At 32.5% G+C, this 21,741-nt stretch carries 18 protein-coding genes; 11 read left to right on the forward strand and 7 right to left on the reverse strand.

Features of this window, described 5'->3' with window-relative positions; translation table 11 throughout:
* Nucleotide 1 precedes the first annotated feature (1 nt).
* Genes NAT47_RS04115 through NAT47_RS04135 form a run of 5 tightly spaced genes read left to right on the forward strand, consistent with a single transcriptional unit; the run spans nucleotide 2 to nucleotide 5,102 of the window.
* Nucleotides 2–655 carry a hypothetical protein gene (locus tag NAT47_RS04115; protein WP_250580551.1) on the forward strand — a complete coding sequence of 218 codons (654 nt, stop codon included), beginning with the start codon at nucleotides 2–4 and terminating at the stop codon, nucleotides 653–655.
* A gap of 49 nt (nucleotides 656–704) precedes the next feature.
* Nucleotides 705–2,045 carry a tetratricopeptide repeat protein gene (locus NAT47_RS04120; protein ID WP_250580553.1) on the forward strand — a complete coding sequence of 447 codons (1,341 nt, stop codon included), beginning with the start codon at nucleotides 705–707 and terminating at the stop codon, nucleotides 2,043–2,045.
* Complete coding sequence (locus tag NAT47_RS04125; RefSeq protein WP_250580555.1) at nucleotides 2,046–2,810, forward strand: DUF4292 domain-containing protein; 765 nt, start codon at nucleotides 2,046–2,048, stop codon at nucleotides 2,808–2,810.
* A gap of 45 nt (nucleotides 2,811–2,855) precedes the next feature.
* Nucleotides 2,856–4,088, forward strand: a complete 1,233-nt coding sequence (locus tag NAT47_RS04130) for a murein hydrolase activator EnvC family protein (protein WP_250580557.1) — start codon at nucleotides 2,856–2,858, stop codon at nucleotides 4,086–4,088.
* A gap of 51 nt (nucleotides 4,089–4,139) precedes the next feature.
* On the forward strand, nucleotides 4,140–5,102 hold the full coding sequence (locus NAT47_RS04135; RefSeq protein WP_250580559.1) for a 2-hydroxyacid dehydrogenase: 963 nt from the start codon (nucleotides 4,140–4,142) through the stop codon (nucleotides 5,100–5,102).
* An 8-nt stretch (nucleotides 5,103–5,110) separates the two neighbouring features.
* Here the strand turns inward: NAT47_RS04135 and NAT47_RS04140 are convergent, their stop codons facing one another.
* The gene (locus NAT47_RS04140; RefSeq protein ID WP_250580561.1) at nucleotides 5,111–6,901 is read right to left on the reverse strand and encodes a GNAT family N-acyltransferase; all 1,791 of its coding nucleotides are present in this window, start codon (nucleotides 6,899–6,901) and stop codon (nucleotides 5,111–5,113) included.
* A 195-nt stretch (nucleotides 6,902–7,096) separates the two neighbouring features.
* Here NAT47_RS04140 and NAT47_RS04145 point away from each other — a divergent pair, with 195 nt between their 5' ends.
* From NAT47_RS04145 to NAT47_RS04155, 3 genes are all read left to right on the forward strand, one after another.
* On the forward strand, nucleotides 7,097–7,858 hold the full coding sequence (locus NAT47_RS04145; RefSeq protein ID WP_250580567.1) for an exodeoxyribonuclease III: 762 nt from the start codon (nucleotides 7,097–7,099) through the stop codon (nucleotides 7,856–7,858).
* 28 nt (nucleotides 7,859–7,886) lie between these two features.
* Nucleotides 7,887–8,852, forward strand: coding sequence for an OmpA/MotB family protein (locus tag NAT47_RS04150; RefSeq protein WP_250580568.1), 966 nt, complete (start codon nucleotides 7,887–7,889; stop codon nucleotides 8,850–8,852).
* 101 nt (nucleotides 8,853–8,953) lie between these two features.
* A complete protein-coding gene (locus tag NAT47_RS04155; protein WP_250580569.1) occupies nucleotides 8,954–9,994 on the forward strand; it encodes an aldo/keto reductase in 1,041 nt (346 codons plus the stop codon).
* Between the two features lie 68 nt (nucleotides 9,995–10,062).
* On the opposite strand, the gene NAT47_RS04160 is transcribed toward NAT47_RS04155, so the two are convergent.
* Nucleotides 10,063–11,667 carry a DUF4139 domain-containing protein gene (locus NAT47_RS04160; protein WP_250580570.1) on the reverse strand — a complete coding sequence of 535 codons (1,605 nt, stop codon included), beginning with the start codon at nucleotides 11,665–11,667 and terminating at the stop codon, nucleotides 10,063–10,065.
* A 98-nt stretch (nucleotides 11,668–11,765) separates the two neighbouring features.
* Here NAT47_RS04160 and NAT47_RS04165 point away from each other — a divergent pair, with 98 nt between their 5' ends.
* Entirely contained in the window at nucleotides 11,766–12,458 is a 693-nt protein-coding gene (locus NAT47_RS04165; protein ID WP_250580572.1) for a hypothetical protein, read from the forward strand.
* On the opposite strand, the gene mgtE is transcribed toward NAT47_RS04165, so the two are convergent.
* The 5 genes from mgtE to serS all read right to left on the reverse strand — a co-directional run bounded on the left by mgtE (nucleotide 12,436) and on the right by serS (nucleotide 18,139).
* Entirely contained in the window at nucleotides 12,436–13,788 is a 1,353-nt protein-coding gene (mgtE, locus tag NAT47_RS04170) for a magnesium transporter (RefSeq protein WP_250580576.1), read from the reverse strand. The two genes, NAT47_RS04165 and mgtE, sit on opposite strands and share 23 nt — an antisense overlap.
* Nucleotides 13,778–14,557 carry a 16S rRNA (adenine(1518)-N(6)/adenine(1519)-N(6))-dimethyltransferase RsmA gene (rsmA, locus tag NAT47_RS04175; RefSeq protein WP_250580578.1) on the reverse strand — a complete coding sequence of 260 codons (780 nt, stop codon included), beginning with the start codon at nucleotides 14,555–14,557 and terminating at the stop codon, nucleotides 13,778–13,780. Before rsmA ends, mgtE begins: the two co-directional genes overlap by 11 nt.
* A 1-nt stretch (nucleotide 14,558) precedes the next feature.
* The gene (locus NAT47_RS04180) at nucleotides 14,559–14,885 is read right to left on the reverse strand and encodes a DUF4286 family protein (RefSeq protein ID WP_250580580.1); all 327 of its coding nucleotides are present in this window, start codon (nucleotides 14,883–14,885) and stop codon (nucleotides 14,559–14,561) included.
* 126 nt (nucleotides 14,886–15,011) lie between these two features.
* Complete coding sequence (locus NAT47_RS04185; protein WP_250580582.1) at nucleotides 15,012–16,793, reverse strand: tetratricopeptide repeat protein; 1,782 nt, start codon at nucleotides 16,791–16,793, stop codon at nucleotides 15,012–15,014.
* Nucleotides 16,794–16,867: 74 nt separating this feature from the next.
* The gene (serS, locus tag NAT47_RS04190) at nucleotides 16,868–18,139 is read right to left on the reverse strand and encodes a serine--tRNA ligase (protein ID WP_250580585.1); all 1,272 of its coding nucleotides are present in this window, start codon (nucleotides 18,137–18,139) and stop codon (nucleotides 16,868–16,870) included.
* Between the two features lie 229 nt (nucleotides 18,140–18,368).
* On the opposite strand from serS, the gene NAT47_RS04195 reads away from it, so the two are divergent.
* Both NAT47_RS04195 and rseP read left to right on the forward strand, forming a co-directional pair.
* On the forward strand, nucleotides 18,369–20,300 hold the full coding sequence (locus NAT47_RS04195) for a M1 family aminopeptidase (protein ID WP_250580587.1): 1,932 nt from the start codon (nucleotides 18,369–18,371) through the stop codon (nucleotides 20,298–20,300).
* A gap of 70 nt (nucleotides 20,301–20,370) precedes the next feature.
* The gene (gene rseP, locus NAT47_RS04200; protein WP_250580590.1) at nucleotides 20,371–21,696 is read left to right on the forward strand and encodes an RIP metalloprotease RseP; all 1,326 of its coding nucleotides are present in this window, start codon (nucleotides 20,371–20,373) and stop codon (nucleotides 21,694–21,696) included.
* Nucleotides 21,697–21,741 lie beyond the last annotated feature (45 nt).

A 21,741-nucleotide genomic window follows, 5' to 3' on the forward strand; every position in this document is an offset into this window, starting at 1 on the left:
AATGAGTTTAGGAATTTGTAGTGTAAATAAAAAGCACTTAAAATTGGTGATGATTTTTTCATCATTGAGTTTACTAATGGCTTTAATTAGTTGTAATAAAGACAATAAAAAAACAACTTTAAAAATTGAAAATAACTACAAACAAAAAACCATATCAACCAACAATGATTTTTTAATTTATAAAAAGGGCGTTTCAGGTATAAAAATTGGCGAGAATTTACCCGATAAAATAAACAAATATGAGTATTTTAAATCTCATAAATTAGTTGAAGAAGGAAATGTAGAACCAATAGTTAAAATATTGCATAATAAAGATACGTTATTTGAGGTGAGTTTTGTTTATGATTTAGAAAATCAAAATTTTAATGATAGAATTTCTGAAATTTTAATAAAAAGTAAAAAGTTTAAAACTAAAGAAAACATCGGTGCATCATCTACTATTGAAGATTTTATTAAAGAATATCCAAACTATTTTATTTGGTACACATATATTAGTAATAATTATGTAATACAATCTAAAGATTTAGAGATTCAATTTTTGCTTAATGAAAAAGATTATATTGGTAAAAAAGATTTAATGACAGGTGATATGGTTGAATTAGAATTAAAGGATTTTAAACCTTATTCAAAAATTAAAGCAATAAGAATCTTTTGATGGCAATTTTACAAGTATTAGTATTGGAGATTATTCGGTTTTAGAATAGATGATAAAGAAAACACACATAGCTTTTTTGGCGTTCCTGCTTTTTAGTTTTGGGAATCACTTGTTTGCACAAGACAATCCCGATGCAATTGCTTTGGTGGACGACCAACTGGAAAATAATTTTTACGAAGCCATGAAGCAACGTGGCATCGAAAATTACGATAAAGCTATAGTAGCCATTCAAAAATGTATTGAAAAAGAACCTACTAACGCCGCTTTTCAATATGAGTTAGGTAAAAATTATTTGAGCCTAAAAAACTATGTTGATGCTGAAAGTGCCTTTAAAAAAGCAGTCGAGTTAGACAACAAGCAACGTTGGTATTGGAATGGTTTGTATGATGTGTATTATCAAACGAAAGATTTTCAAAAATCGATTCCGATTGTAGAGAAATTAATTGAGTTTGATGCCAACATGAAAGAAGATTTGGTTTCGCTTTACATGAATACTAATCAGCACGCGAAAGCCTTAGAGTTATTGAATAATATGGAGTCATCTTCAAAATTGACACGTACAATGGAATTCTATAAGCTAAGATTACAGGAAACAAATAAACTTGCTAAGCCACAAAAAGAACAATTGGAAGATGCGATTAAAAAAAATCCTAAAGTGGAACAAAATTATATCGATCTGATTGTTTTTTACACGAATTTAAATCAAGAAGAAAAAGCATTTGAGGTAGCGAAACAATTGGAAAGAGAAATCCCAAGTTCTGATTGGGCTCATGTGAGTTTGGTGAAATTTCATTTGAATAATAACGACGGAGAAAACGCTTCAAAATCCATGTTCAAAGTTTTGGAAAACGATCGAATGGATTTAAAAATCAAACATCGTGTTTTTAATGAGTTTTTAATTTTTGCAGTTAAAAATTCAACCTATTTAAAAGAAATCGATAAAGCAATTCCGTATTTTGATAACGACAAAGAAATCAATGTAGCCAAAGAAGTAGCTAAATTTTTCTGGAAAAAGAACGATTTAGAAAAAACAGCTTACTATTTTGAAAAAGCGCTTAAAAAAAATTCGGATGATATAGATGCAATGGAATTGTATTTAGAAGTGTTAATTCAGAAGCAAGATTTTCTGTTGGTAACAAAAAAATCAGAAGAATATTTAGAGTCTTTTCCCACGCAATCAGGATTTTATTTTTATGCGGGTTTAGGATATAACCAACTAAAAGAATATAAAAAAGCTAAAAACAATCTTGAAAACGGCTTAGATTTTGTAGTGGAAAATCCATCATTAGAAGCTAATTTTTACAAACAGTTAATTATCAGTTGCGAAAATTTAAATGATAATGCTAAAAAGCAAGTGTATACCAACAAGTTAAAGCAATTACAAAAATAAATGAAGTCGATATTATCAGCCTTTTTAGTCTTTTTTTTAATAGGATGTAAATCTAAACAAGCCGTAGCTACTGCTGCTGCAAGTGAAAATACTGAAGTTTTTAAAGTAATTAAAGGTCATTACAACAACCAACAAGATTTTAAAACTTTAAGCATAAGAGCTAATGCCAAATATGAGGATGCCAAACAATCACATTCTATGAATGCGGATATTCGCATCAAGAAAGATGAAATTATTTGGATAAACATTAAGTTCTTAGGAATTCCTATGGCAAAAGCGATGATAACTCCTACAAAAGTAAGTTATTATGAAAAGATAAATAATTCCTATTTTGAAGGTGATTTTAGCGTATTGAGCAGTTGGTTAGGAACCGATTTAGATTTTAATAAAGTACAAAATTTGTTTTTAGGAAAAGCTATAGATGACTTAACTAAAGAACGTTGGGTTTCTGAAGTAGTGGAGAATATGTTTAAATTATCGCTTCCTAATAATGCTGATATTACAAAAGAATTTTATTTTGAAGGAGCCAATTATTTATTGAAAAAAGAAACAATAGTTCAAGCAAGTAAAAATCGAAATTTAGAAATTCATTACCCATCCTTTAAGGAAGATAAGGGGATGTTTTTACCAAATGAAATCAACATTAAAGCCGAACAAAAAGATCAAGTTTCTATTGATATTGTATTCAAACACACAACATTTGATGAAAATTTGAGTTATCCTTATTCAATACCTAATGGTTATTCTAAAGTTGAAATCGATTAATTTTTTTTAAACTAAAAAAACTACCTTTGTAAAAATCTTGGATGCATGAATCAATTCTTTAAAATTCTATTTTTCTTTTTTATCACAACCTTATGTTTTGCTCAACCTTCAGAACAGCAAAAACTAGAGGAACGCAAAGCCCAAATTCTAAAAGAAATTTCCGAAAACAGATTGCGTTTGGAAGCTGAGAAAAAGAAAGAAAAATCAGTTTTAGGACAAATTAATCAACAAAAAAAATTGATTCAATTGCGTGAAAAGTTACTGAATACAACAGCAAAACAAACACGCATTTTAACGGATGAAATCTATTTAACTCAATTAGAAATGAATAAGTTAAATAGAGAATTGAAAGTCCTAAAAGAAGATTACGAAAAGATGATTGTAAAATCATACAAAAGTAGAAATGAGCAAAGTAGAATTATGTTCATACTTTCTTCAGAAAATTTTTTGCAAGCGTACAAAAGAATTCAGTACATGAAGCAATATGCTGACTTCAGAAAAATGCAAGGAGAGGAAATTAAAGAAAAGCAGCAAAAATTAGCAGAATCCGAGAAAAGATTATCTGAAAGTAAGAAAGAAAAAGAAGTGGTTCTGCAACAAACCGAAAAAGAAAAGCAAGAATTAGAAAAAGAGAAAAAGGAACAAGAGCGTTTAGTCTCCTTAATTCAGAAAGATAAAAAGAAATTAACTGCTGAAATAAATAAAAAACAAAAAGAAGCTAAGGCTATCGATGCAAAAATTAAAAAATTAATTGCAGCAGAAATCGCAGCCGCAAACAAACGAAACGCAGAAAAAACTGGAAAAACTGCGCCAAAAGCTGGAACAACAGCCGCTTCAAAATTTGTTTTAACAACGGAAGGGAAAGTGGTTTCAGATAATTTTAAAGCTAACCGAGGTAAATTGCCTTGGCCAGTTGCAGATGGGTATATTTCATTAAAATACGGAGATCAACCACACCCTGTTCATAAAAATTTGGTTATACACAACAGTGGGGTTGAAATTACAACCAAACCAGGCGCTTCTGCAAGAGCTGTTTTTGGTGGAGATGTTTTACAAGTTCAAGTGATTTCGGCAAACAATAAAGCAGTATATATTCAGCACGGGGATTTTATTACGGTATATTTGAATTTATCATCCGTTAGTGTTTCAAAAGGACAAAAAGTTAGCATCAAGCAAAATATTGGTAAAATTCACACCGATTCTTCAGGAAATGCCGTGATTAAGTTTTTAGTATTACAAAATACTACAACATTAAATCCAGAATCTTGGTTAAATTAAAAAAGTATGGGGTCTTGTTGACCTCATTTTTTTTAGATATTTGTAACAAATATGAATGTAAACAACATCAAAATACTTCACATCGATAGCAATCATCCCTTACTTTGGGAACAATTACAACAAGCTGGTTTTCAAAATGAAGCTGATTTTACTTCCTCCAAACAAGAAGTAGAAGCTAAAATTGAAAACTATCATGGTATTGTCATTCGTAGTCGTTTTAAAATTGATAAAACCTTTTTAGATAAAGCCACTAATTTGCAATTCATCGCTCGTGTTGGCGCAGGTTTAGAAAGTATCGATTGTGATTACGCTACAGCGAAAGGAATTCATTTAATCGCTGCTCCAGAGGGAAATGCAAATGCCGTTGGCGAACACGCTATCGGAATGTTGTTGTCACTTTTTAATAACTTGAACAAAGCCAATAACGAAGTAAAATCAGGTCAATGGAAACGTGAAGCCAATCGCGGTCACGAATTAGAAGGCAAAATCATCGGAATTATCGGTTATGGTAACATGGGAAAATCATTCGCAAAAAAATTACGCGGATTTGATGTAACCGTTTTGTGCCATGATATTTTACCTAACATGGGAGATGCTAATGCCACTCAAGTTTCATTATCTGAACTTCAAGAAAGAGCTGATGTTTTAAGTTTACACACACCTTGGACGCCTGAAACTGATAAGATGATAAAGGCTGATTTTATTAATCAATTTAAAAAACCATTTTGGTTGATTAATACCGCAAGAGGAAATTCGGTTGTAACGGCTGATTTGGTGGAAGCCTTGAAATCAGGTAAAATTTTAGGTGCAGGTTTAGATGTTTTGGAATACGAAAAACTATCTTTTGAAACGTTGTTTGAAGGTGAAAAACCAGCCGCTTTCGAATATCTTTTAGAAGCAGAAAACGTATTATTAACACCACATATAGCAGGTTGGACTTTTGAAAGTCATCAGAAATTAGCTCAGACTATTGTGGAAAAGATTTGTAAGATTTATATAAAAACAAAAGGCTAATCAATTGATTAGCCTTTCTCTTTTCTTTCCAATTCCGCTTGAAATTCTTCCATAACGGGTTTCACGGTACTTTCGGGTAAATCTGCAATTTTAATGTACATTAAGCCATCAACTGAATTGTTGAATAATGGGTCCACATTAAAAGCCACTACTCTTGCGTTTTGTTTGATGTATTTTTTAATTAAAACTGGCAAACGTAAATTTCCTGGTTCTACTTCATCAATTATTTTGTCAAACTTATTCAAATCGGCTTCGGTTTCGTTGAAAACGAAATCTTTGTCGGCGTCTTTCAGTTTTACTTTGTATTCTTTTTTCGGGTGAACATATTGCGCAATGTACGGGTCGTAATAATGCGACTTCATAAATTCAATCATCAACGATTTTGAAAAATCCGAGAATTGATTACTAATACTTACGCCACCAATTAAATATTTATGTTCTGGATAGTGTAAAGTTGTGTGTACAATTCCCTTCCATAATAGGAACAAAGGCATTGGTTTTTGTTGGTATTCTTTAATGATGAATGCTCTACCCATTTCGATAGATTTACTCATCATATCGTATAATTCTGGTTCAAAACGGAACAATTCATGCAAATAAAATCCGTCAATTCCGTATTGTGAATAAATGCGAGAACCTAATCCCATTCGATATGCACCAGCAATACATTGTGCCTCATCATCCCATAAAAACATATGGTGATAATATTTATCGTAATTGTCAAGATCTAACGATTCGTTCGTCCCTTCACCAACTTCTCTAAATGTAATTTCTCGCAAACGTCCAATTTCGTGTAAGATATTTGGAATTTTATCAGCCGTTACAAAATAAACTTCATAATTTTTACTTTGTAATAGGCGATAATCTCCTTTTTTTAAACAAGCCATTTCCTCCAAAATTTGGTCATGATTTGCTGGCTTTGCAATTTGTTTAGGAGGTTTTGGAATACTTAATTTTGGTAAATTAATTTTGCTTTCATCTTCAAAAGCGTTTGAAAGCATGTAGGTTTTCTTGCGTAAAAAATCGCCATAACTTTCAATATCTTGGTATTCATTTTGTTCGTTTACCGAAATAGGTTTTCCAATGCGAACTTTAATTATTCTATCTTTTTGAGTAAGTAATTCGCTTGGTAATTTAGCGGTTCTTAGTGTGTCATCAATTTTAGATAAGAAGTAAAATAATTTACTGTTCTTAGCATGAAAATAAATCGGAACCACAGGAACTTGTGCTTTTCTAATCACTTTGATAGCGCCTTCTTCCCAAGGTTTATCGACTACTAATTTACCATCTTTATAAGTTGAAACTTCTCCTGCAGGAAACATTCCTAAAGGCTTTCCATCGCTTAAATGGCGTAATGTTTCTTTGATTCCAACTACGCTTGATTTGGCATCTTTATGATTTTCAAACGGATTAACCGGCATGATGTACGGCTTCATCGGTTCGATTCGGTGCAGTAAAAAATTGGCGATAATTTTGAAATTAGGTTCTCTTTCTAACATTAATTTCAATAATAAAATACCATCAATACCACCAAGTGGATGATTGGAAATGGTAATGTAAGGTCCTTCTTTGGGTAGACGTTTTAAATCTTCTTCAGGGATTTCAAATTTGATTTGGAATTCGTCTAAAATGGCATTTAAAAATTCCAAATCGCTCAAATGTTTATTTCTATCATAAATTTTATTTAATGTAGAAATCTTGAGCACTTTCATAAGCAACCAGCCCGAAAAAGTACCGAAAACCCCATATTTATCAGCATTTATTGCTTTTGCAACTTCTTTAGCAGTAACTAACCCCATCAATTATTTTGTTTATTGAGCAAGAAACAAAGATAATAATTATGTTTAATTAATAATCGTTTCGATGCTTAATATAAAAAGCTAAAGTTATATATTTTTTTATGTCTGATATTTAATGAGTTACGGATTCTGTGAATCCTTGACTTTATTATTAAAAACCTTTTTAGTACATTTGGTCAAAAGCTACGAGAATAAATGAAAATTATATCTTACAATGTTAACGGAATTCGAGCTGCCATTACAAAAGGTTTCTTAGAATGGTTGCAACAAGCAGATCCCGATGTTATTTGTCTTCAAGAAATTAAAGCTACAGAAGATCAAATCCCAAAATTTGAAATTGAAGCTGCAGGTTATCCCTACCAATATTATTTTCCAGCAGAAAAAAAGGGCTATAGTGGTGTAGCCGTTTTATCCAAAATCGAACCTAAGAATGTCGTTTATGGAACAGGAATTGGTTACATGGATGCTGAAGGAAGAAATTTGCGATTGGATTTCGATGACTTGTCGGTAATGAGTTTGTATCTTCCATCTGGCACAAATATTGATAGATTAGACCATAAATTCCAATATATGGACGATTTTCAAAACTATGTAAACGAGTTGAAAAAAGAAGTTCCCAACTTGGTAATTTGCGGCGATTATAATATTTGTCATGAAGCCATTGATATTCATGATCCTATCCGAAACGCAAAAATTTCTGGTTTTTTACCCGAAGAACGTGCTTGGTTAGATGGGTTTATGAAAAGTGGTTTTATCGATACCTTTCGCCATTTAAACAAAGAACCACACAATTACAGTTGGTGGAGTTACAGAGCAAATGCTCGAAATAATAACAAAGGTTGGAGAATCGATTATTGTTTGGCGGCAGAACCTTTGAAAGATAAAATTCAAAGAGCCTTAATTTTGCCAGAAGTCAAGCACTCTGACCATTGCCCAGTTTTAGTTGAAATTAAATAAGAATCAATTAATCAAAAATAGAAAAATAATGATTAGAAAAATTGCCCTTGCTTGTGTAGTTTTAAGTTTAACTACATCGTGCGTTTCTAAAAAAATCTACCAAGATTTAGAAAACAAATATGCTGATTTAAAAAAGGAACACAACACCCTATCGGATGAAAATACTGCTTTAAAAACCGATAAAAATCAGTTAGAAGCAGATAAAAATAGATTGCAAACAGAATTAGACAAAGTAAAAGCAGAACGCGATAAATTAGCTTCTGAATATGCTGCTACCAAAAAGAATTTGGACAATTTAAAAGCGTCTTATGCAGCACTTGAAAAAGATAGTAACGATGCTTTAGAAGCGAACATTAATAAAAACAGACAATTGTTAGCGGAGTTAGAAGCTAAACAAAAAGCATTATCTGCTGAACAAGAGCGCTTAAATAAACTGAAAAAAGATTTAGAAGCGTCTTCTGCCCGATTAGCTGAGTTAGAAAAAATGATGGCTGATAAAGATGCTGCGATGAAAAAATTAAAAGAAACGTTATCTAAATCGTTAAAAGCATTTGAAGGTAAAGGTTTGACTGTAACGGAAAGAGACGGAAAAGTATATGTTTCTATGGAAAACAAATTACTTTTCGAATCGGGAAGTTGGACTGTTGGTGCAGAAGGTAAAAAAGCGGTGGATTTAGTGGGTAAAGTTTTAGGTGACAATCCTGAGATTTCAGTTTTAATTGAAGGTCATACCGATAACGATAAAATTACGGGAACAATCGGCGGCGGTGTAGAGAACAACTGGGATTTATCTACAAAACGAGCTACAGCTATCGTAAATATTTTATCAGCCAATGCTAAAGTAAAAAAAGAAAACTTAACAGCTGCAGGTCGTGGTGAATATGCACCATTAATGAGTAATGAAACGGCAGAAGGTAAAGCAAAAAACAGAAGAATCGAAATCATCTTAACACCTAAGTTAGATGAGATTTCTAAAATGTTAAATGAACTATAACATTTCATAAAAGATTGATAAAAAGGCTTGAGATTTAAACTCAAGCCTTTTTCTTTGGTGTAAACTTTGTAACTTTGAACTTTAAATATTTATTTTCCGAAATGAACTATACAACACTACCTAATACCGAACTAAAAGTCAGTAAAATCTGTTTAGGAACCATGACTTTTGGGAATCAAAATACCGAAAGTGAATCGCATTCGCAATTGGATTACGCTCTTGAAAAAGGAATTAATTTTATTGATACGGCTGAAATGTATCCCATCGGTGGCAATGCTCAAATCTTTGGAAGTACAGAGCGTTATATCGGAACTTGGATTAAAAAAATTGGCCCATCGGAACGTGAGAAATTAGTTTTAGCAACTAAAATTGCTGGACCTAATCGCGGCATGGAATACATTCGTCAACCCTTGGATTTTTCTAAGAAAAGTATCCACGAAGCGGTAGAATTGAGTTTAAAAAACCTTCAAACCGATTACATCGATTTATATCAAATGCATTGGCCAGAGCGTGTGATGAACATGTTTCAAAAACGCGGTGTTCAGGAACTTGATCCCAAATGGCAAGACAATATTTTTGATGTTTTAACGGTTTACGAAGGATTAATCAAAGAAGGGAAAATCAAACATATTGGTGTTTCTAATGAAAATCCGTGGGGTGTGATGCGTTTTCTAATGGAAAGTGAAAAGCATGGTTTACCAAGAATTACCACAATACAAAATCCGTTTTCGTTGTTAAATCGTTTGTATGAAGTAGGTTTGTCAGAAATTGGAATGCGTGAAAATGTTGGATTATTAGCCTATTCGCCATTAGGTTTCGGATTTTTGTCTGGAAAATATTTGAATGGCTATCCAGAGAATTCGCGTATGAAATTGTTTCCAAATTTCGTTCGCTATACCAATGAAAATTGTTTCAGAGCTACCAAATTATACAAAGAATTAGCGGAAGCGAACGGATTAACATTAACCCAAATGGCAATTGCTTTTGTACATCGTCAAAAATTTGTGACTTCAACAATTATTGGTGCAACTACAATGGAACAATTACAGGAAAATATTGCTGCTTTTGATACAATTTTATCAAATGAAATTGTAGCTGAAATAGAGAAAATTCAGGAATTAATTCCAAATCCAGCACCTTAATAGTATACAGTTTTCGGTCTCAGTTAGCAGTATATTACTGAAAACTGAGACTGTCAACTGAGACTATTTTACAGGTTATCTATGATTTTATCTTTCGGATATTTGATTTTATAACTTATTCTGAATTTTTTGGTTTCTCCAGTACCAAGTTTTACATCCCAAGTTAAAATTCCAGTTTCTGTGTTTACTTTGGCTTTTCCGTTATCTAATAATTCGATGCTGATTTCTTTATCAGTGCTGATTGGATATTGATCTTTCAATACCATTTCAATTGCTTCTTTTTTGTTGTTTTTCACCGTAATATCGTATGTAAACGTTTGTTCTTTATAACTTGATAAGAATTTAGTTCCCGATTTATCTGCTATTTTTTCACGTTTGATGGCAATTTTTTTGTCTCTTCCCATACTCAAATTCAAAGTATCCGAAGTTTGATTTGGGTTAATCATGGTTTTGCCTACGTACATACCTTCAAAAATAATATTCGCTTCACCAGGCAATAGGTTGAATTTAGAATAATCATTAATTTCAGCTAATAAAAAGGCTTCTTTTTCTACTTTTGGAACGGCGTAATATTTATATGTGGCAGGTAGTTTCAAATCTTTCAGCGCTACACTATGTGCTTTCCCATTCGATAAAATGTCATATGGGATGTCGATATCGAAAGAAACGTTTAATTGATTTTCATTTATGGTTGTGTAATTTGAAATAGATGTTTCTGCTTTATTTTTTTTACTTGCTTTATAACCAGTAACTACAACTTCATTTAATTGCACTTCACCATCATCAAATCCGTAAGTTCTTGGATAACCAAATCGTAGAAACCAAGCCTGTAAAATTGGCGCTGTATTGTTTTGATTTGGATTACCGCTTGAAAGTGTTAATTTTACTTTTTTCCAATCAATTCCGGTATTTTGCACTACTTTGGCTTTGTATATTAGATTGATTGGCGAATTAATGTTATCGGCACGCAAATCATAAAAGGGTGACCAAGAAGCGTTGTTTGTTAGGTAATTGATGTCTAAATTTACAGAACTTGCAACATCAGTCATTACTTGTAAAACTAATTTTCCTTGTGAGGTTTTCTCTTGTTTTTGAGTATTCAATTCTAGTTTTGAATTCAGTTTTGAAAGTATGTCTTTTAATTTTTTTTCCTTTTCGATTAGCACATCAACCGAATTGCTTAATTCATTTCTTTTTGCTCGGTAATAATCTACTAGTTTGATTAATTCGGCGACATTTAAACCTGAATTTTCTCCCGCCACATTTTGATTTTTATCTAATAGTTCCATGGTTTTGGAGTACGACACTTTTTCATTCGCAATTTTTCCCATTTCTTTTTCGATAAGTACAATGCTATCTCGCACTTTTTTAATCATCGGATTGCTTTCGTCAATTTCATATTCTGAAATAAAATTCCGAGTAAATTGAACTGATAATATGGTAACATTAGCAGGTGCTCCAATTTGAACTGTATTTTCGTTGATATAATCAGCAACGTTTTTAATAACAATTTCGCTAGTTCCCATAGGAAGTGTAACAGAAGCCGATTGTAATAATTCAGCCGAATTGCTGTAAACTGTTGCGCTTTTAATTTTAGCGGAGGTAAAAATAGGTTTTTGAGCAAATACGATTGCTGAAAAACATAATAAAGCGAATGCTAATGTTTTTTTCATTTCTGTAAACTTTAATGTTTATAATGGAGAGTTAAATATAAGTAAAAAGGTTGGGAAGTAATAAAAAAAATTGTAGAATTGTAAGAAAATATAGGATTATGAGATACTTTTTTCTATTGTTATTTTGTTTTGTTGGAAGTTTAGGTTTTTCACAAAAAAAATATCACTTTGATTGTGCATTAATTTTTGACAATCCTATTTCTGCTGATAAAGAAACTAAATCGAATGTAGTTTTAACAAATTCAAAAGATAATAGTTATCACACCTTTGTTTCTTTTGATAAAGATTCGATAAATGCTTCATTGAAATTAATTGATTTCGAAGGCTTGATTATCAACTCAAATGTTAGTAAAGAAAGGTTTTACAAAGCAGAGATTTTTTCAAATGAATGTAATTCGGTATATAGATTTTCAAACAAGTTTAAGTACAAGACTAAAGAGTATGATATTATTAAACATCAAGATACGACAATTAATGATACAACGTATTTTCATTATTCCATTAAAAGTAATAAAAGTTTAGAATATCAAAAAAGAAAGCAGATTAAAACCATACACTATATTATCGATAGAAATAGCGAAAATTTTAAACCTTTTTTGTATCGCGCTACCGAGTATAATAAGTGGGTTGAAACTTCTAAATTACCTAATGGTTTACTAAAGATGAAATATTATGTTGATACCGTAGGTACTATAACTTTCAAACAAACTTTAGTAAAAGTAGTTCAGATAAATAAAGTTTTTACGATTCCAGAAGAATGTGATTATACTAAATCCCCAAAACAATCTTAGCTATCGTAAAATAGGTCAAAATTCCTAAGATGTCGTTACTAGTCGTGATGAAAGGACCTGTTGCTAATGCTGGGTCAATGCCATATTTATTTAAAATAATTGGAATAAAAGTACCAATTAACGAAGCCATAATAATTACAGAAAGTAGTGCAATAGCAACGGTATAGCCCACATGAATTTCATAACCTAGTAAAAAGCAACTTCCTAAAAGAAGTATGGCAGCCAAAATTAATCCGTTTAATAAACTTAAGGATAATTCTTTTAATAATCGTTCAATTATTGGTCCGATAATCGTATTATTTGCCAAACCTTGTACTATAATCGCAGAAGATTGCACTCCCACATTTCCAGCCATTGCCGCAATCAATGGAGTGAAGAAAAATAACTCAGGGTGAACCGCCATTATGGGTTCAAATATTCCCAAAACATGTACCGATATAAAACCTCCTAGTAAGGCTAAAACCAACCATGGTAAACGCGCTTTAGTTAATTGCAAAATGCTATCGTCTGCTTCTACGTCTTGCGAAATACCGGCTGCTAACTGGTAATCTTTGTCGGCTTCTTCCTTGATTACGTCTACGATGTCGTCAATAGTAATTCTACCTACTAGTCGGCCTAATTCATCTACAACCGGAATGGCTTCCAAGTCGTACTTTTGCATAATTCGCGCAACTTCAACATCTTTTGTATCTACTTTTACGTAATCTACCTTTCGGATGTACACTTCGCTAATAGGGGTTTTGGTCGAGGTAGTTAATAAATCTTTTAAAGATAAACGTCCTTTTAATCGCTCTTCATCATCCACCACATAAATTGAATGTACTCGAGTAACGTTTTCCGCTTGCGAACGCATTTCTTTAACACAAGTTAAAACGTTCCAATTTTCGTTAACTTTTACCAGCTCTTTTCCCATCAAACCGCCAGCGGTATCTTCGTCATAGCGTAATAAGTCGACAATGTCTTTGGCGTGTTCAACGTCTTCTAATTCTGAGATTACCTGCTCTTTTTTGTATTGCGGTAATTCGGCAATAATGTCGGCAGCGTCATCGGTACTTAATTCGTCAATTTCTTCTGCAATTTCTTTTGGAGATAAATTACGTAAGATTTTTTCACGAAGTTCTTCGTCTAATTCTAGAAGAATTTCTGCTGTTTTTTCAGAATCTAAGGTGTTAAAAATGTAAGCAGCGCCATAATCATCGAGTTCTTCCATGATTTCGGCAATATCAGCAAAGTGAATATCTTCAAGAAGTAAAAGTAATTCTTGTGATTTGTTTTCACTTATAAGTTGTTCTATTTCAGATAGAAATTCTCTGCTGATTTTAAACTCCATCGGCTGCTATTTTTTGGGTGATTTCAATAAATTGTTCTACCGAAAGTTGCTCCGGACGTAGGTCAAAGATACTATCTTCTTTTAAATTATCAGTGAAATTAAACGATTTTAAGCTATTTCGTAGTGTTTTCCTTCTTTGGTTAAAAGCAGTTTTTACCACATTAAAGAATAATTTTTCATCACATGGTAGTGAATAATCTGCTTTTCTTCTCAATCGTAATACACCAGAATCTACTTTTGGCGGTGGGTTAAAAACACTTGGTGGAACGGTAAACAAATATTCTGCTTCATAAAAAGCTTGGGCTAAAACCGATAAAATTCCATAGGTTTTGCTTCCCTTTTTCTCGCAAATTCTTTCGGCAACTTCTTTTTGAAACATTCCAGCAAATTCTGGAATTTGATCACGCATTTCTAAGGTTTTGAATACAATTTGAGTCGAAATATTGTAGGGGAAATTCCCAATTATAGCAAAAGGTTCGCCATTGAAAACTTCGTTTAAATTGTATTTTAAAAAGTCTTTCGAAATGATATGATTTTCTAATTTAGGATAATGAACGCCCAAATATTCCACCGATTCTTTATCGATTTCAATTACATAGGTTTCGGTTGGCTTGTCTAATAAATATTTGGTTAAAACACCCATTCCTGGACCAATTTCCAAAATTTTAGAATAGCCTTCTAGCGAAAGTGTGTCTGCAATATCCTTTGCGATGCTTTCATCTTTTAGGAAATGTTGTCCTAAGTGTTTTTTTGCGGTTACTTTTTCCATTTTAATTCGTTTCTCCGTAGAATTCTTCCATCACCTCTAATTCCGTTCTAAAAGCTAACATTTTATCCGCAAAAAGTTCTAAACCTTCTTGGCGTAATCTTGGCGCGTGATTTTGGTAATAGTCTTCTAATTTCGCTCTAGAATCTGTAAAATATTGAACGGCATAAGTGGTGCCTCCCATTTCTTCTTCTACTAAAACTCGAACCATTTTAGCATTGGTAAATAAACCAGTCGCTAAAACATCGTTAATATGTTTGTGCTGCATCCACTTTAACCAAGCGGAATGAATGCTTTCGTCTACGTTTATGGTTACGTTGTATATAATCATTTTTAATAAATTTCAATTTCAAGTACAATTTCAAAAATCAATTTTAGAACACGGATTTAAGAAATTGGAATAATTAAAAAAATCTTGGTGTCCCTTGTGCTTTCTTTGTGTCTTTGTAGTTAAATCCTAAATCGTCGAATCTCCTCGCAACGTTCTGTATTGCTTTCTGCTTTCAGTATAATACAAACTATCGGGATGTTCTAACACCACTTTTTCGTATAATGCTTTAGCTTTTTCGTTTTCTAAAAGATGTTTTCTATAAATCTCTGCCGAAAAGAATAAAGCTTCATCCTTATAAATCCCGTCCTTATGGTTATCTAAAATATTTTGATAATACGTTAAGGCTTTGTTGTAATCTGCTTTTTCTTCATAAATTTTTCCAACTTTGAACAAGGTTCCTTCTTCGATGCTTTCGCCTTTATGTTTTTGTAAAATGGTTAGAAAGAGTTGCAGCGCTTCTTCTTTTTTATTCTGATACAATTTTAAATCCGCTGTTGAATAGGCTTGAAGTGCTACTCGTAAACTGTCTTCGGCCGAATTGTCTTGAATAAGCAAAAACATTTCAATCGCATCATTTGCAATTAACAAACTTGGGGATTGTTTCAATACTTTTACTTGTTGCAAGGTCCAATCGAAATCTTTTTTGTAGAAGTTGGCTTTGGCTAATTTTAGACTAGCTTCGTGCGCTAAAACATCATTTTTCAAATTGTCTTCCACTTGTGCATAATACAAAATGGCTTGATTGAATTTTTCATCATACACCATAATGTCGGCCAATTCCATCTTCACTTTTGATTGTTCTCTCACATTTAATGGAAGTTTCAAGGTGTTCTGCAACAACTCAATTCCTAATTTCGATTGATTCAGATAAAAAGCTTTAAAATGAGCGGAAAGAATTTGTAAGTCTATCGAATACGGACTAATACCATATTTTTTCAATAACTCTTGAAGTTTTAAATCAATTGCAGGATAATCTTTTGAAATTGCTGATTCCATTTCCATGGAAATTAGAAAATGATGTGCTTTCATTTGTAATTCCAAATCTTGCGTATTTTCTAAAACAAATTCTAAAATAAGTTTGGCATCTTCAAATTGTTTTTCTTCCATTGCCATACTTCCTAAAGTGACTATGTTGTAAAAACTGTTGGGATTTCTTTTAAAAACTGCTTTTTCCTGAACAAACGCTTTTCCGTATTCTTTTTGTTGTACAAAAAACCAACTCAAAAATTGGTTCCAATATGTGTCTTGCGACTTTTGCGTTCTAAGCAATAAGTTTTTTCGAATAGTGGCTGCAAAAGAACCATCGGTATCATCCATTAAAAAGCGGGTCAATTGATTTTGTACCATTGGAGTTCCATCAGGCGTATTGAAACCATAATCTAAAAGTTTATTCAGCATGACTTCTAAATTACCCAATTGCCCTTGAATCATCGCGATTTGGTAATCGAAATTTAGATTAGGGTTTTTCTTTTGTGCGGTTTCATAGGTTTTTAATGCCCAAGGTAACAATACTTTTTTTTCGAATGAATTAGCAATTTGGTAGGCATAATTGGGTTCCTTTTCAATTTCTTGGATGGCTAATTCGTAATTTTTCTCTGCTTTATCCGTATTTTTTTGAAGTTGGTAATTGTAACCTAATTCAATGTACAACAGAGGTTGGTTGTATTTGTCTTTTCTTTTTGTAATCGCGTTTTCTGCTTTATCGTATTGTTGTAATTGTTGGTAACACTCCACAACTTTTTGAAAGAAGAAATAATTGGAAGGTTGCTTGGTTGAAATTTCTTCAAATAATGTCAGTGCTTTTTGAAATTCGCCTTTTTCAAAATAGTCCATAGCTAATTGCTCGTTCTGTGCCGAAACCCAAAACGAGGACAAAAACAAGATCAAAAAAGCTAATTTTTGTAACATAAATAAAACAAATAATGTACTAAAGTAACACTTTTTAGCGTCAAATTAGTACATTATTTTATAAAGATTAACGTTTAGTTGATAATGTCAAATCCTGTATATTTTCTTAAAACTTCAGGAACTACTATGCCTTCAGGTGTTTGATAGTTCTCTAAAATTCCTGCTAATACCCTTGGTAACGCTAATGAACTTCCGTTTAACGTGTGTGCCAATTGGTTTTTACCTTCTTTGTCTTTGAAACGTAATTTTAAACGATTTGCTTGGAAGGTTTCAAAATTAGAAACCGAACTAATTTCTAACCAACGCTCTTGTGCTGTTGAATATACTTCAAAATCATAGGTTAAAGCAGAAGCAAAACTCATGTCGCCACCACATAATCTTAGAATTCTGTATGGTAATTTTAATTCTTGTAAAATTCCTTTTACGTGTTCTACCATTCCATCTAATGCTTCATACGATTTGTCTGGATGTTCAATACGAACGATTTCTACTTTGTCAAATTGATGTAAACGATTTAATCCACGAACATGAGCACCATACGAACCTGCTTCACGACGGAAACAAGGCGTGTAACCGGTGCAAAGAATTGGTAAATCATTTTCATTTAATAATACATCTCTAAAGATATTGGTTACTGGAACTTCAGCTGTTGGAATTAAATATAAATCATCAACACCTACATGGTACATTTGTCCTTCTTTATCCGGTAATTGTCCTGTTCCAAAACCTGAAGCTTCGTTAACTAAATGTGGCACTTGGTATTCTTGATAACCAGCATCCGTATTTTTATCTAAGAAATAGGTGATTAAAGCACGTTGTAGTTTGGCACCTTTTCCTTTGTAAACTGGGAAACCTGCTCCTGTGATTTTAACGCCTAGTTCGAAATCAATTAAATCGTATTTTTTTGCTAATTCCCAGTGAGGTAAAGCGCCTTCGTGTAATTTAGGAATATCGCCTTCTTGAAACACGTTTAAGTTTTCTTCAGGCGTTTTCCCTTCTGGAACGATATCTGCTGGTAAATTAGGTAATTTGTATAATTCTTCTTGTAATTTAGCGGCATATGTGTTTAAAACTTCGGTCAATTCTTTGTCTTTTTCACGAAGTTGAACCGATTTTTCTTTTAGGATTTCGGCTTTTGCTTTTTCGCCACTTTTCATTAAATCCCCAATGTCTTTGGATAGCTTATTCGACTCAGCTTTGATGGTGTCTAATTCTACTTGAGTTGCTCTTCTTTTCTCGTCCAATGCAATTACTTCTTCAATGGCACTTTTAGCATCTAAGTTTTTCTTAGCTAATCGTTTTACTACTTCGTCTTTGTTTTCTCTAATGTACGCTATCTGTAACATAATATATAGGATTTTAAAGTTGCAAATTTAAGGAATTGAATTTAGATAATGTTAAAAAAATATAATCGTGCAGGCTTTTTTAAGAATTAAGTAAATTCTTGTGTAACTGATTTGATAATGAAAATTTTACCATTCCATTTCTCAATTTTAATCAGATGTCATATTCAGTTATTTTTTTAATACTTTTGGGAGGAAATCAAGAAGTTTTTTGTTTAAGGGAAAAGCATTTATGAAGAAAATTATTTTACTATTTCAATTATTAGCATTTGTCTGTGAAGGTGTTGCTCAAAATAACATTGCTGATTTTGAAAACATGGTGGAAGCCGAAATGAAATCAGCTTCTTCCATACAAAATTTTAGAGTTAATCCCAATACGGCAAATTATGATATTACTTATCATGAATTACGTTTTACAGTAGATCCTAACAACACAGTGCCATACATAATTGGCAATGTAAAAACTACCTTTACCGCTTTGGCAAATCTAAATGTTGTGACTTTTGATATGGCAACTGCTTTAGTGGTGAGTTCGGTAACAATGAATAGCACTAATCTTACTTTTAATCAAAGTAATTATGAATTAAATATTAATTTACCATCGACTTTAACAAGCGGAAATAGCGCTACTATTGAAATTATTTACGCAGGTTCTCCCCCTCAAGCAGAAGGCGCTTTTACAAGAAGTACACATAACGGAACTCCAATTATTTATACGCTATCCGAACCTTTTGGCGCTCGAGATTGGTGGCCTTGCAAACAAGATTTGAATGACAAAATCAATAGTTTTGATATTTACATCACTTGTCCTGATGCTTACATTGGCGTTTCCAACGGATTATTACAAAGTTCTGTTACTTCTGGAGGAAACACAACCCGTCATTATCGACACAATTATCCGATTCCAGCCTATTTAATTTCGCTAAATGTTACAAATTATGTTACGTATAACATTCAAGCGGGTTTAGGAACGGTTGCAAGTCCTTTTTTTCCAGTAAATAATTACTTGTATCCGGAAAGTAATACAACTGCCACTCGAAGCGCTATTGATGTAACGGTGCCGATTATGAATGTATTTGAGCAGAAATTCGGATCTTATCCTTATCGAAATGAACAATATGGTCATGTTCAATTTGGTTGGCCAGGCGGAATGGAGCATGCAACTATCTCTTCAATGAATAGTTGGAGTAGAAGTTTAATCGCTCATGAATTAGGTCATCAATGGTTTGGAAATAAAGTAACTTGTGGTTCTTGGAAAGATATTTGGTTAAACGAAGGGTTAACAGAGTATGCTGCAGGAATTGTAGTGGAAGAATTAGATGGACAAAATGATTTCATAATTTGGAAAAATAACAAGATTACAAACATAACTTCTCAAACAGGAGGTGCATTGTATTTAACAGATTCTGAGGCATTAGATGTGAATAGAATTTTTAGCAGTCGTTTGTCTTACAATAAAGGATCAATGGTGACTCACATGTTGCGTTGGGTTATGGGAGATGCTAATTTTTTTATAGCTTTACGAAATTATTTAAATGATACGAACTTAGCCTATGCCTATGCACAAACAAATGATCTAAAAGGGCATTTAGAATTGGTTCACGGAAGTAGTTTAGATGAGTTTTTTAATGATTGGGTATATATGCAAGGCTATCCAATTTATACTGTTAATGTACAAACATTAGGTTCTGGACAAGCCCGAATTATAATTAATCAAACTCAATCTCATCCAAGTGTTTCCTACTTCGAAATGCCTTTGGAAATTAGGCTAACAGGGGCTGGAGGAGCAACTCATGATGTAGTAGTTAATAATACGTTTAACGGACAACAATTTACAGTTTCAGTTCCGTTTTTAGTGACGGGAGTAATTTTCGACCCGAATAAGCACATCATTTCAAGAAATAGTACAACAACACTTTCAAATGATAGTTTTGAATTAGAAGAAGCGATTTCGATTTACCCAAATCCTACCAATGATGAATTACATATTATTATGCCAACAATTACAAAATTGGAAAAAGTTGAAATCTATAATACGTTAGGCCAATTGTTAGCAACGCATCAAGTGGCAGATTTTAGAATCGATAATTTGAGTTCGGGAATGCATGTGATGAAAATCACCACTTCAGAAGGTGCAATTCATAAAAATTTTATAAAAAAATAGTTCTAAAATAAAATAATGATGAAAAGTAAGGTGAAAACCTTACTTTTGTCGTTTAAATAAATGCATAAAAATGATTCAAGTAGCACAAATATTATTCATATTATCTGTTTTAGTAATCCTTCACGAATTTGGTCATTACATTACCGCAAGAATGTTCAAAGTACGAGTAGAAAAATTCTATTTGTTTATGGATGCTGGTTTCTCTTTAATTAAAAAGAAAATTGGTGAAACCGAATGGGGAATAGGATGGTTGCCATTGGGAGGTTATGTAAAACTTTCTGGGATGATTGATGAGAGCATGGATACTGAGCAGATGAATCAGGAACCACAGCCGTGGGAATTTCGATCAAAACCTGCTTGGCAACGTTTGATTATTATGTTAGGTGGAATTATTGTAAATGTAATTCTGGCATGGTTAATTTTTACTATCATGTATGCCACTGTGGGTCAAAAATTTATTGCTACAGAAAAAATTCAAGAAAATGGTTTAGCATTTGGAGAAGTTGGTCAAAAAGCTGGTTTTAGAAATGGAGATAAGATTTTAGCTGTTGATGGACAATTTCAACCTAGTTTCAACCGAATGACATTAGATGTTCTATTAGGTGATAAAGTGGAAGTGGAGCGTAATGGCCAAAAAGTAGATGTGATTTTAACCGACGAAATGAAAGGTGAAATCATCAGCAAAGAAGGTAAAGATTTTGTCGGACCACGTTTTTCAAATACCATAGTAGATTCTGTAATCCCAAAATCAGCAGCGGACGTTGCAGGTTTAAAAAAAGGGGATAGGATTAAAGCGTTAAATGGTAATGCTTTTACTTTTTATGATGAGTTTAAAGATTTAATTTCTAAGCACAAAAATGATAGTATTTCTTTGTCTGTTTTAAGAGGAACTGAAACTGTTGAATTAAAAGCTAAAGTTGATAAAGAAGGAAGATTAGGCTTTCTAAATAAAACATTAGATAAATTAGATTATGAAGTAAATAATAAATTATCTTTTGGACAAGCTATTCCGGCTGCGGTTAATGAGTCTTGGGCTCTACTGGTTTATAATGTAAAACAATTCAAATTAATTTTACGACCAAAAACGGAAGCTTATAAGCATGTACAGAGTCCAATTGGAATTGCACGTCGTTTGCCAGACACTTGGAATTGGGAATTTATATGGAATTTCACTGCTCTATTTTCTATTGGATTAGCCTTTATGAACTTGTTGCCAATTCCTGGTTTAGATGGTGGACATGCTTTATTTACAATTGCCGAAATGATTACAGGTAGAAAATTATCAGATAAAGTAGCGGGTTATGTTCAGACAGTTGGAATGATTATCTTGTTGACTTTAATGGCGTTAACTTTTGGAAAAGACATTTACCAATTAGTAGTCGATAAACTTTTGTAATTTTTTCAATAAAATAATTTGCGATAATAAAAAATCAGTTTATAT

Origin of the sequence: Flavobacterium fragile, assembly GCF_023634865.1 — a bacterium.
Lineage (GTDB): Bacteria > Bacteroidota > Bacteroidia > Flavobacteriales > Flavobacteriaceae > Flavobacterium > Flavobacterium fragile.

Bases quoted from the DNA above. Each gene is read 5' to 3' on its own strand.
- NAT47_RS04115 (WP_250580551.1), top strand. From the start codon at position 2: ATGAGTTTAGGAATTTGTAGTGTAAATAAAAAGCACTTAAAATTGGTG.
- NAT47_RS04120 (WP_250580553.1), top strand. From the start codon at position 705: ATGATAAAGAAAACACACATAGCTTTTTTGGCGTTCCTGCTTTTTAGT.
- rseP (WP_250580590.1), top strand. From the start codon at position 20,371: ATGATTCAAGTAGCACAAATATTATTCATATTATCTGTTTTAGTAATC.
- NAT47_RS04125 (WP_250580555.1), top strand. From the start codon at position 2,046: ATGAAGTCGATATTATCAGCCTTTTTAGTCTTTTTTTTAATAGGATGT.
- mgtE (WP_250580576.1), bottom strand. From the start codon at position 13,788: ATGGAGTTTAAAATCAGCAGAGAATTTCTATCTGAAATAGAACAACTT.
- rsmA (WP_250580578.1), bottom strand. From the start codon at position 14,557: ATGGAAAAAGTAACCGCAAAAAAACACTTAGGACAACATTTCCTAAAA.
- serS (WP_250580585.1), bottom strand. From the start codon at position 18,139: ATGTTACAGATAGCGTACATTAGAGAAAACAAAGACGAAGTAGTAAAA.
- NAT47_RS04180 (WP_250580580.1), bottom strand. From the start codon at position 14,885: ATGATTATATACAACGTAACCATAAACGTAGACGAAAGCATTCATTCC.
- NAT47_RS04195 (WP_250580587.1), top strand. From the start codon at position 18,369: ATGAAGAAAATTATTTTACTATTTCAATTATTAGCATTTGTCTGTGAA.
- NAT47_RS04155 (WP_250580569.1), top strand. From the start codon at position 8,954: ATGAACTATACAACACTACCTAATACCGAACTAAAAGTCAGTAAAATC.
- NAT47_RS04185 (WP_250580582.1), bottom strand. From the start codon at position 16,793: ATGTTACAAAAATTAGCTTTTTTGATCTTGTTTTTGTCCTCGTTTTGG.
- NAT47_RS04130 (WP_250580557.1), top strand. From the start codon at position 2,856: ATGAATCAATTCTTTAAAATTCTATTTTTCTTTTTTATCACAACCTTA.
- NAT47_RS04140 (WP_250580561.1), bottom strand. From the start codon at position 6,901: ATGGGGTTAGTTACTGCTAAAGAAGTTGCAAAAGCAATAAATGCTGAT.
- NAT47_RS04160 (WP_250580570.1), bottom strand. From the start codon at position 11,667: ATGAAAAAAACATTAGCATTCGCTTTATTATGTTTTTCAGCAATCGTA.
- NAT47_RS04135 (WP_250580559.1), top strand. From the start codon at position 4,140: ATGAATGTAAACAACATCAAAATACTTCACATCGATAGCAATCATCCC.
- NAT47_RS04145 (WP_250580567.1), top strand. From the start codon at position 7,097: ATGAAAATTATATCTTACAATGTTAACGGAATTCGAGCTGCCATTACA.
- NAT47_RS04150 (WP_250580568.1), top strand. From the start codon at position 7,887: ATGATTAGAAAAATTGCCCTTGCTTGTGTAGTTTTAAGTTTAACTACA.
- NAT47_RS04165 (WP_250580572.1), top strand. From the start codon at position 11,766: ATGAGATACTTTTTTCTATTGTTATTTTGTTTTGTTGGAAGTTTAGGT.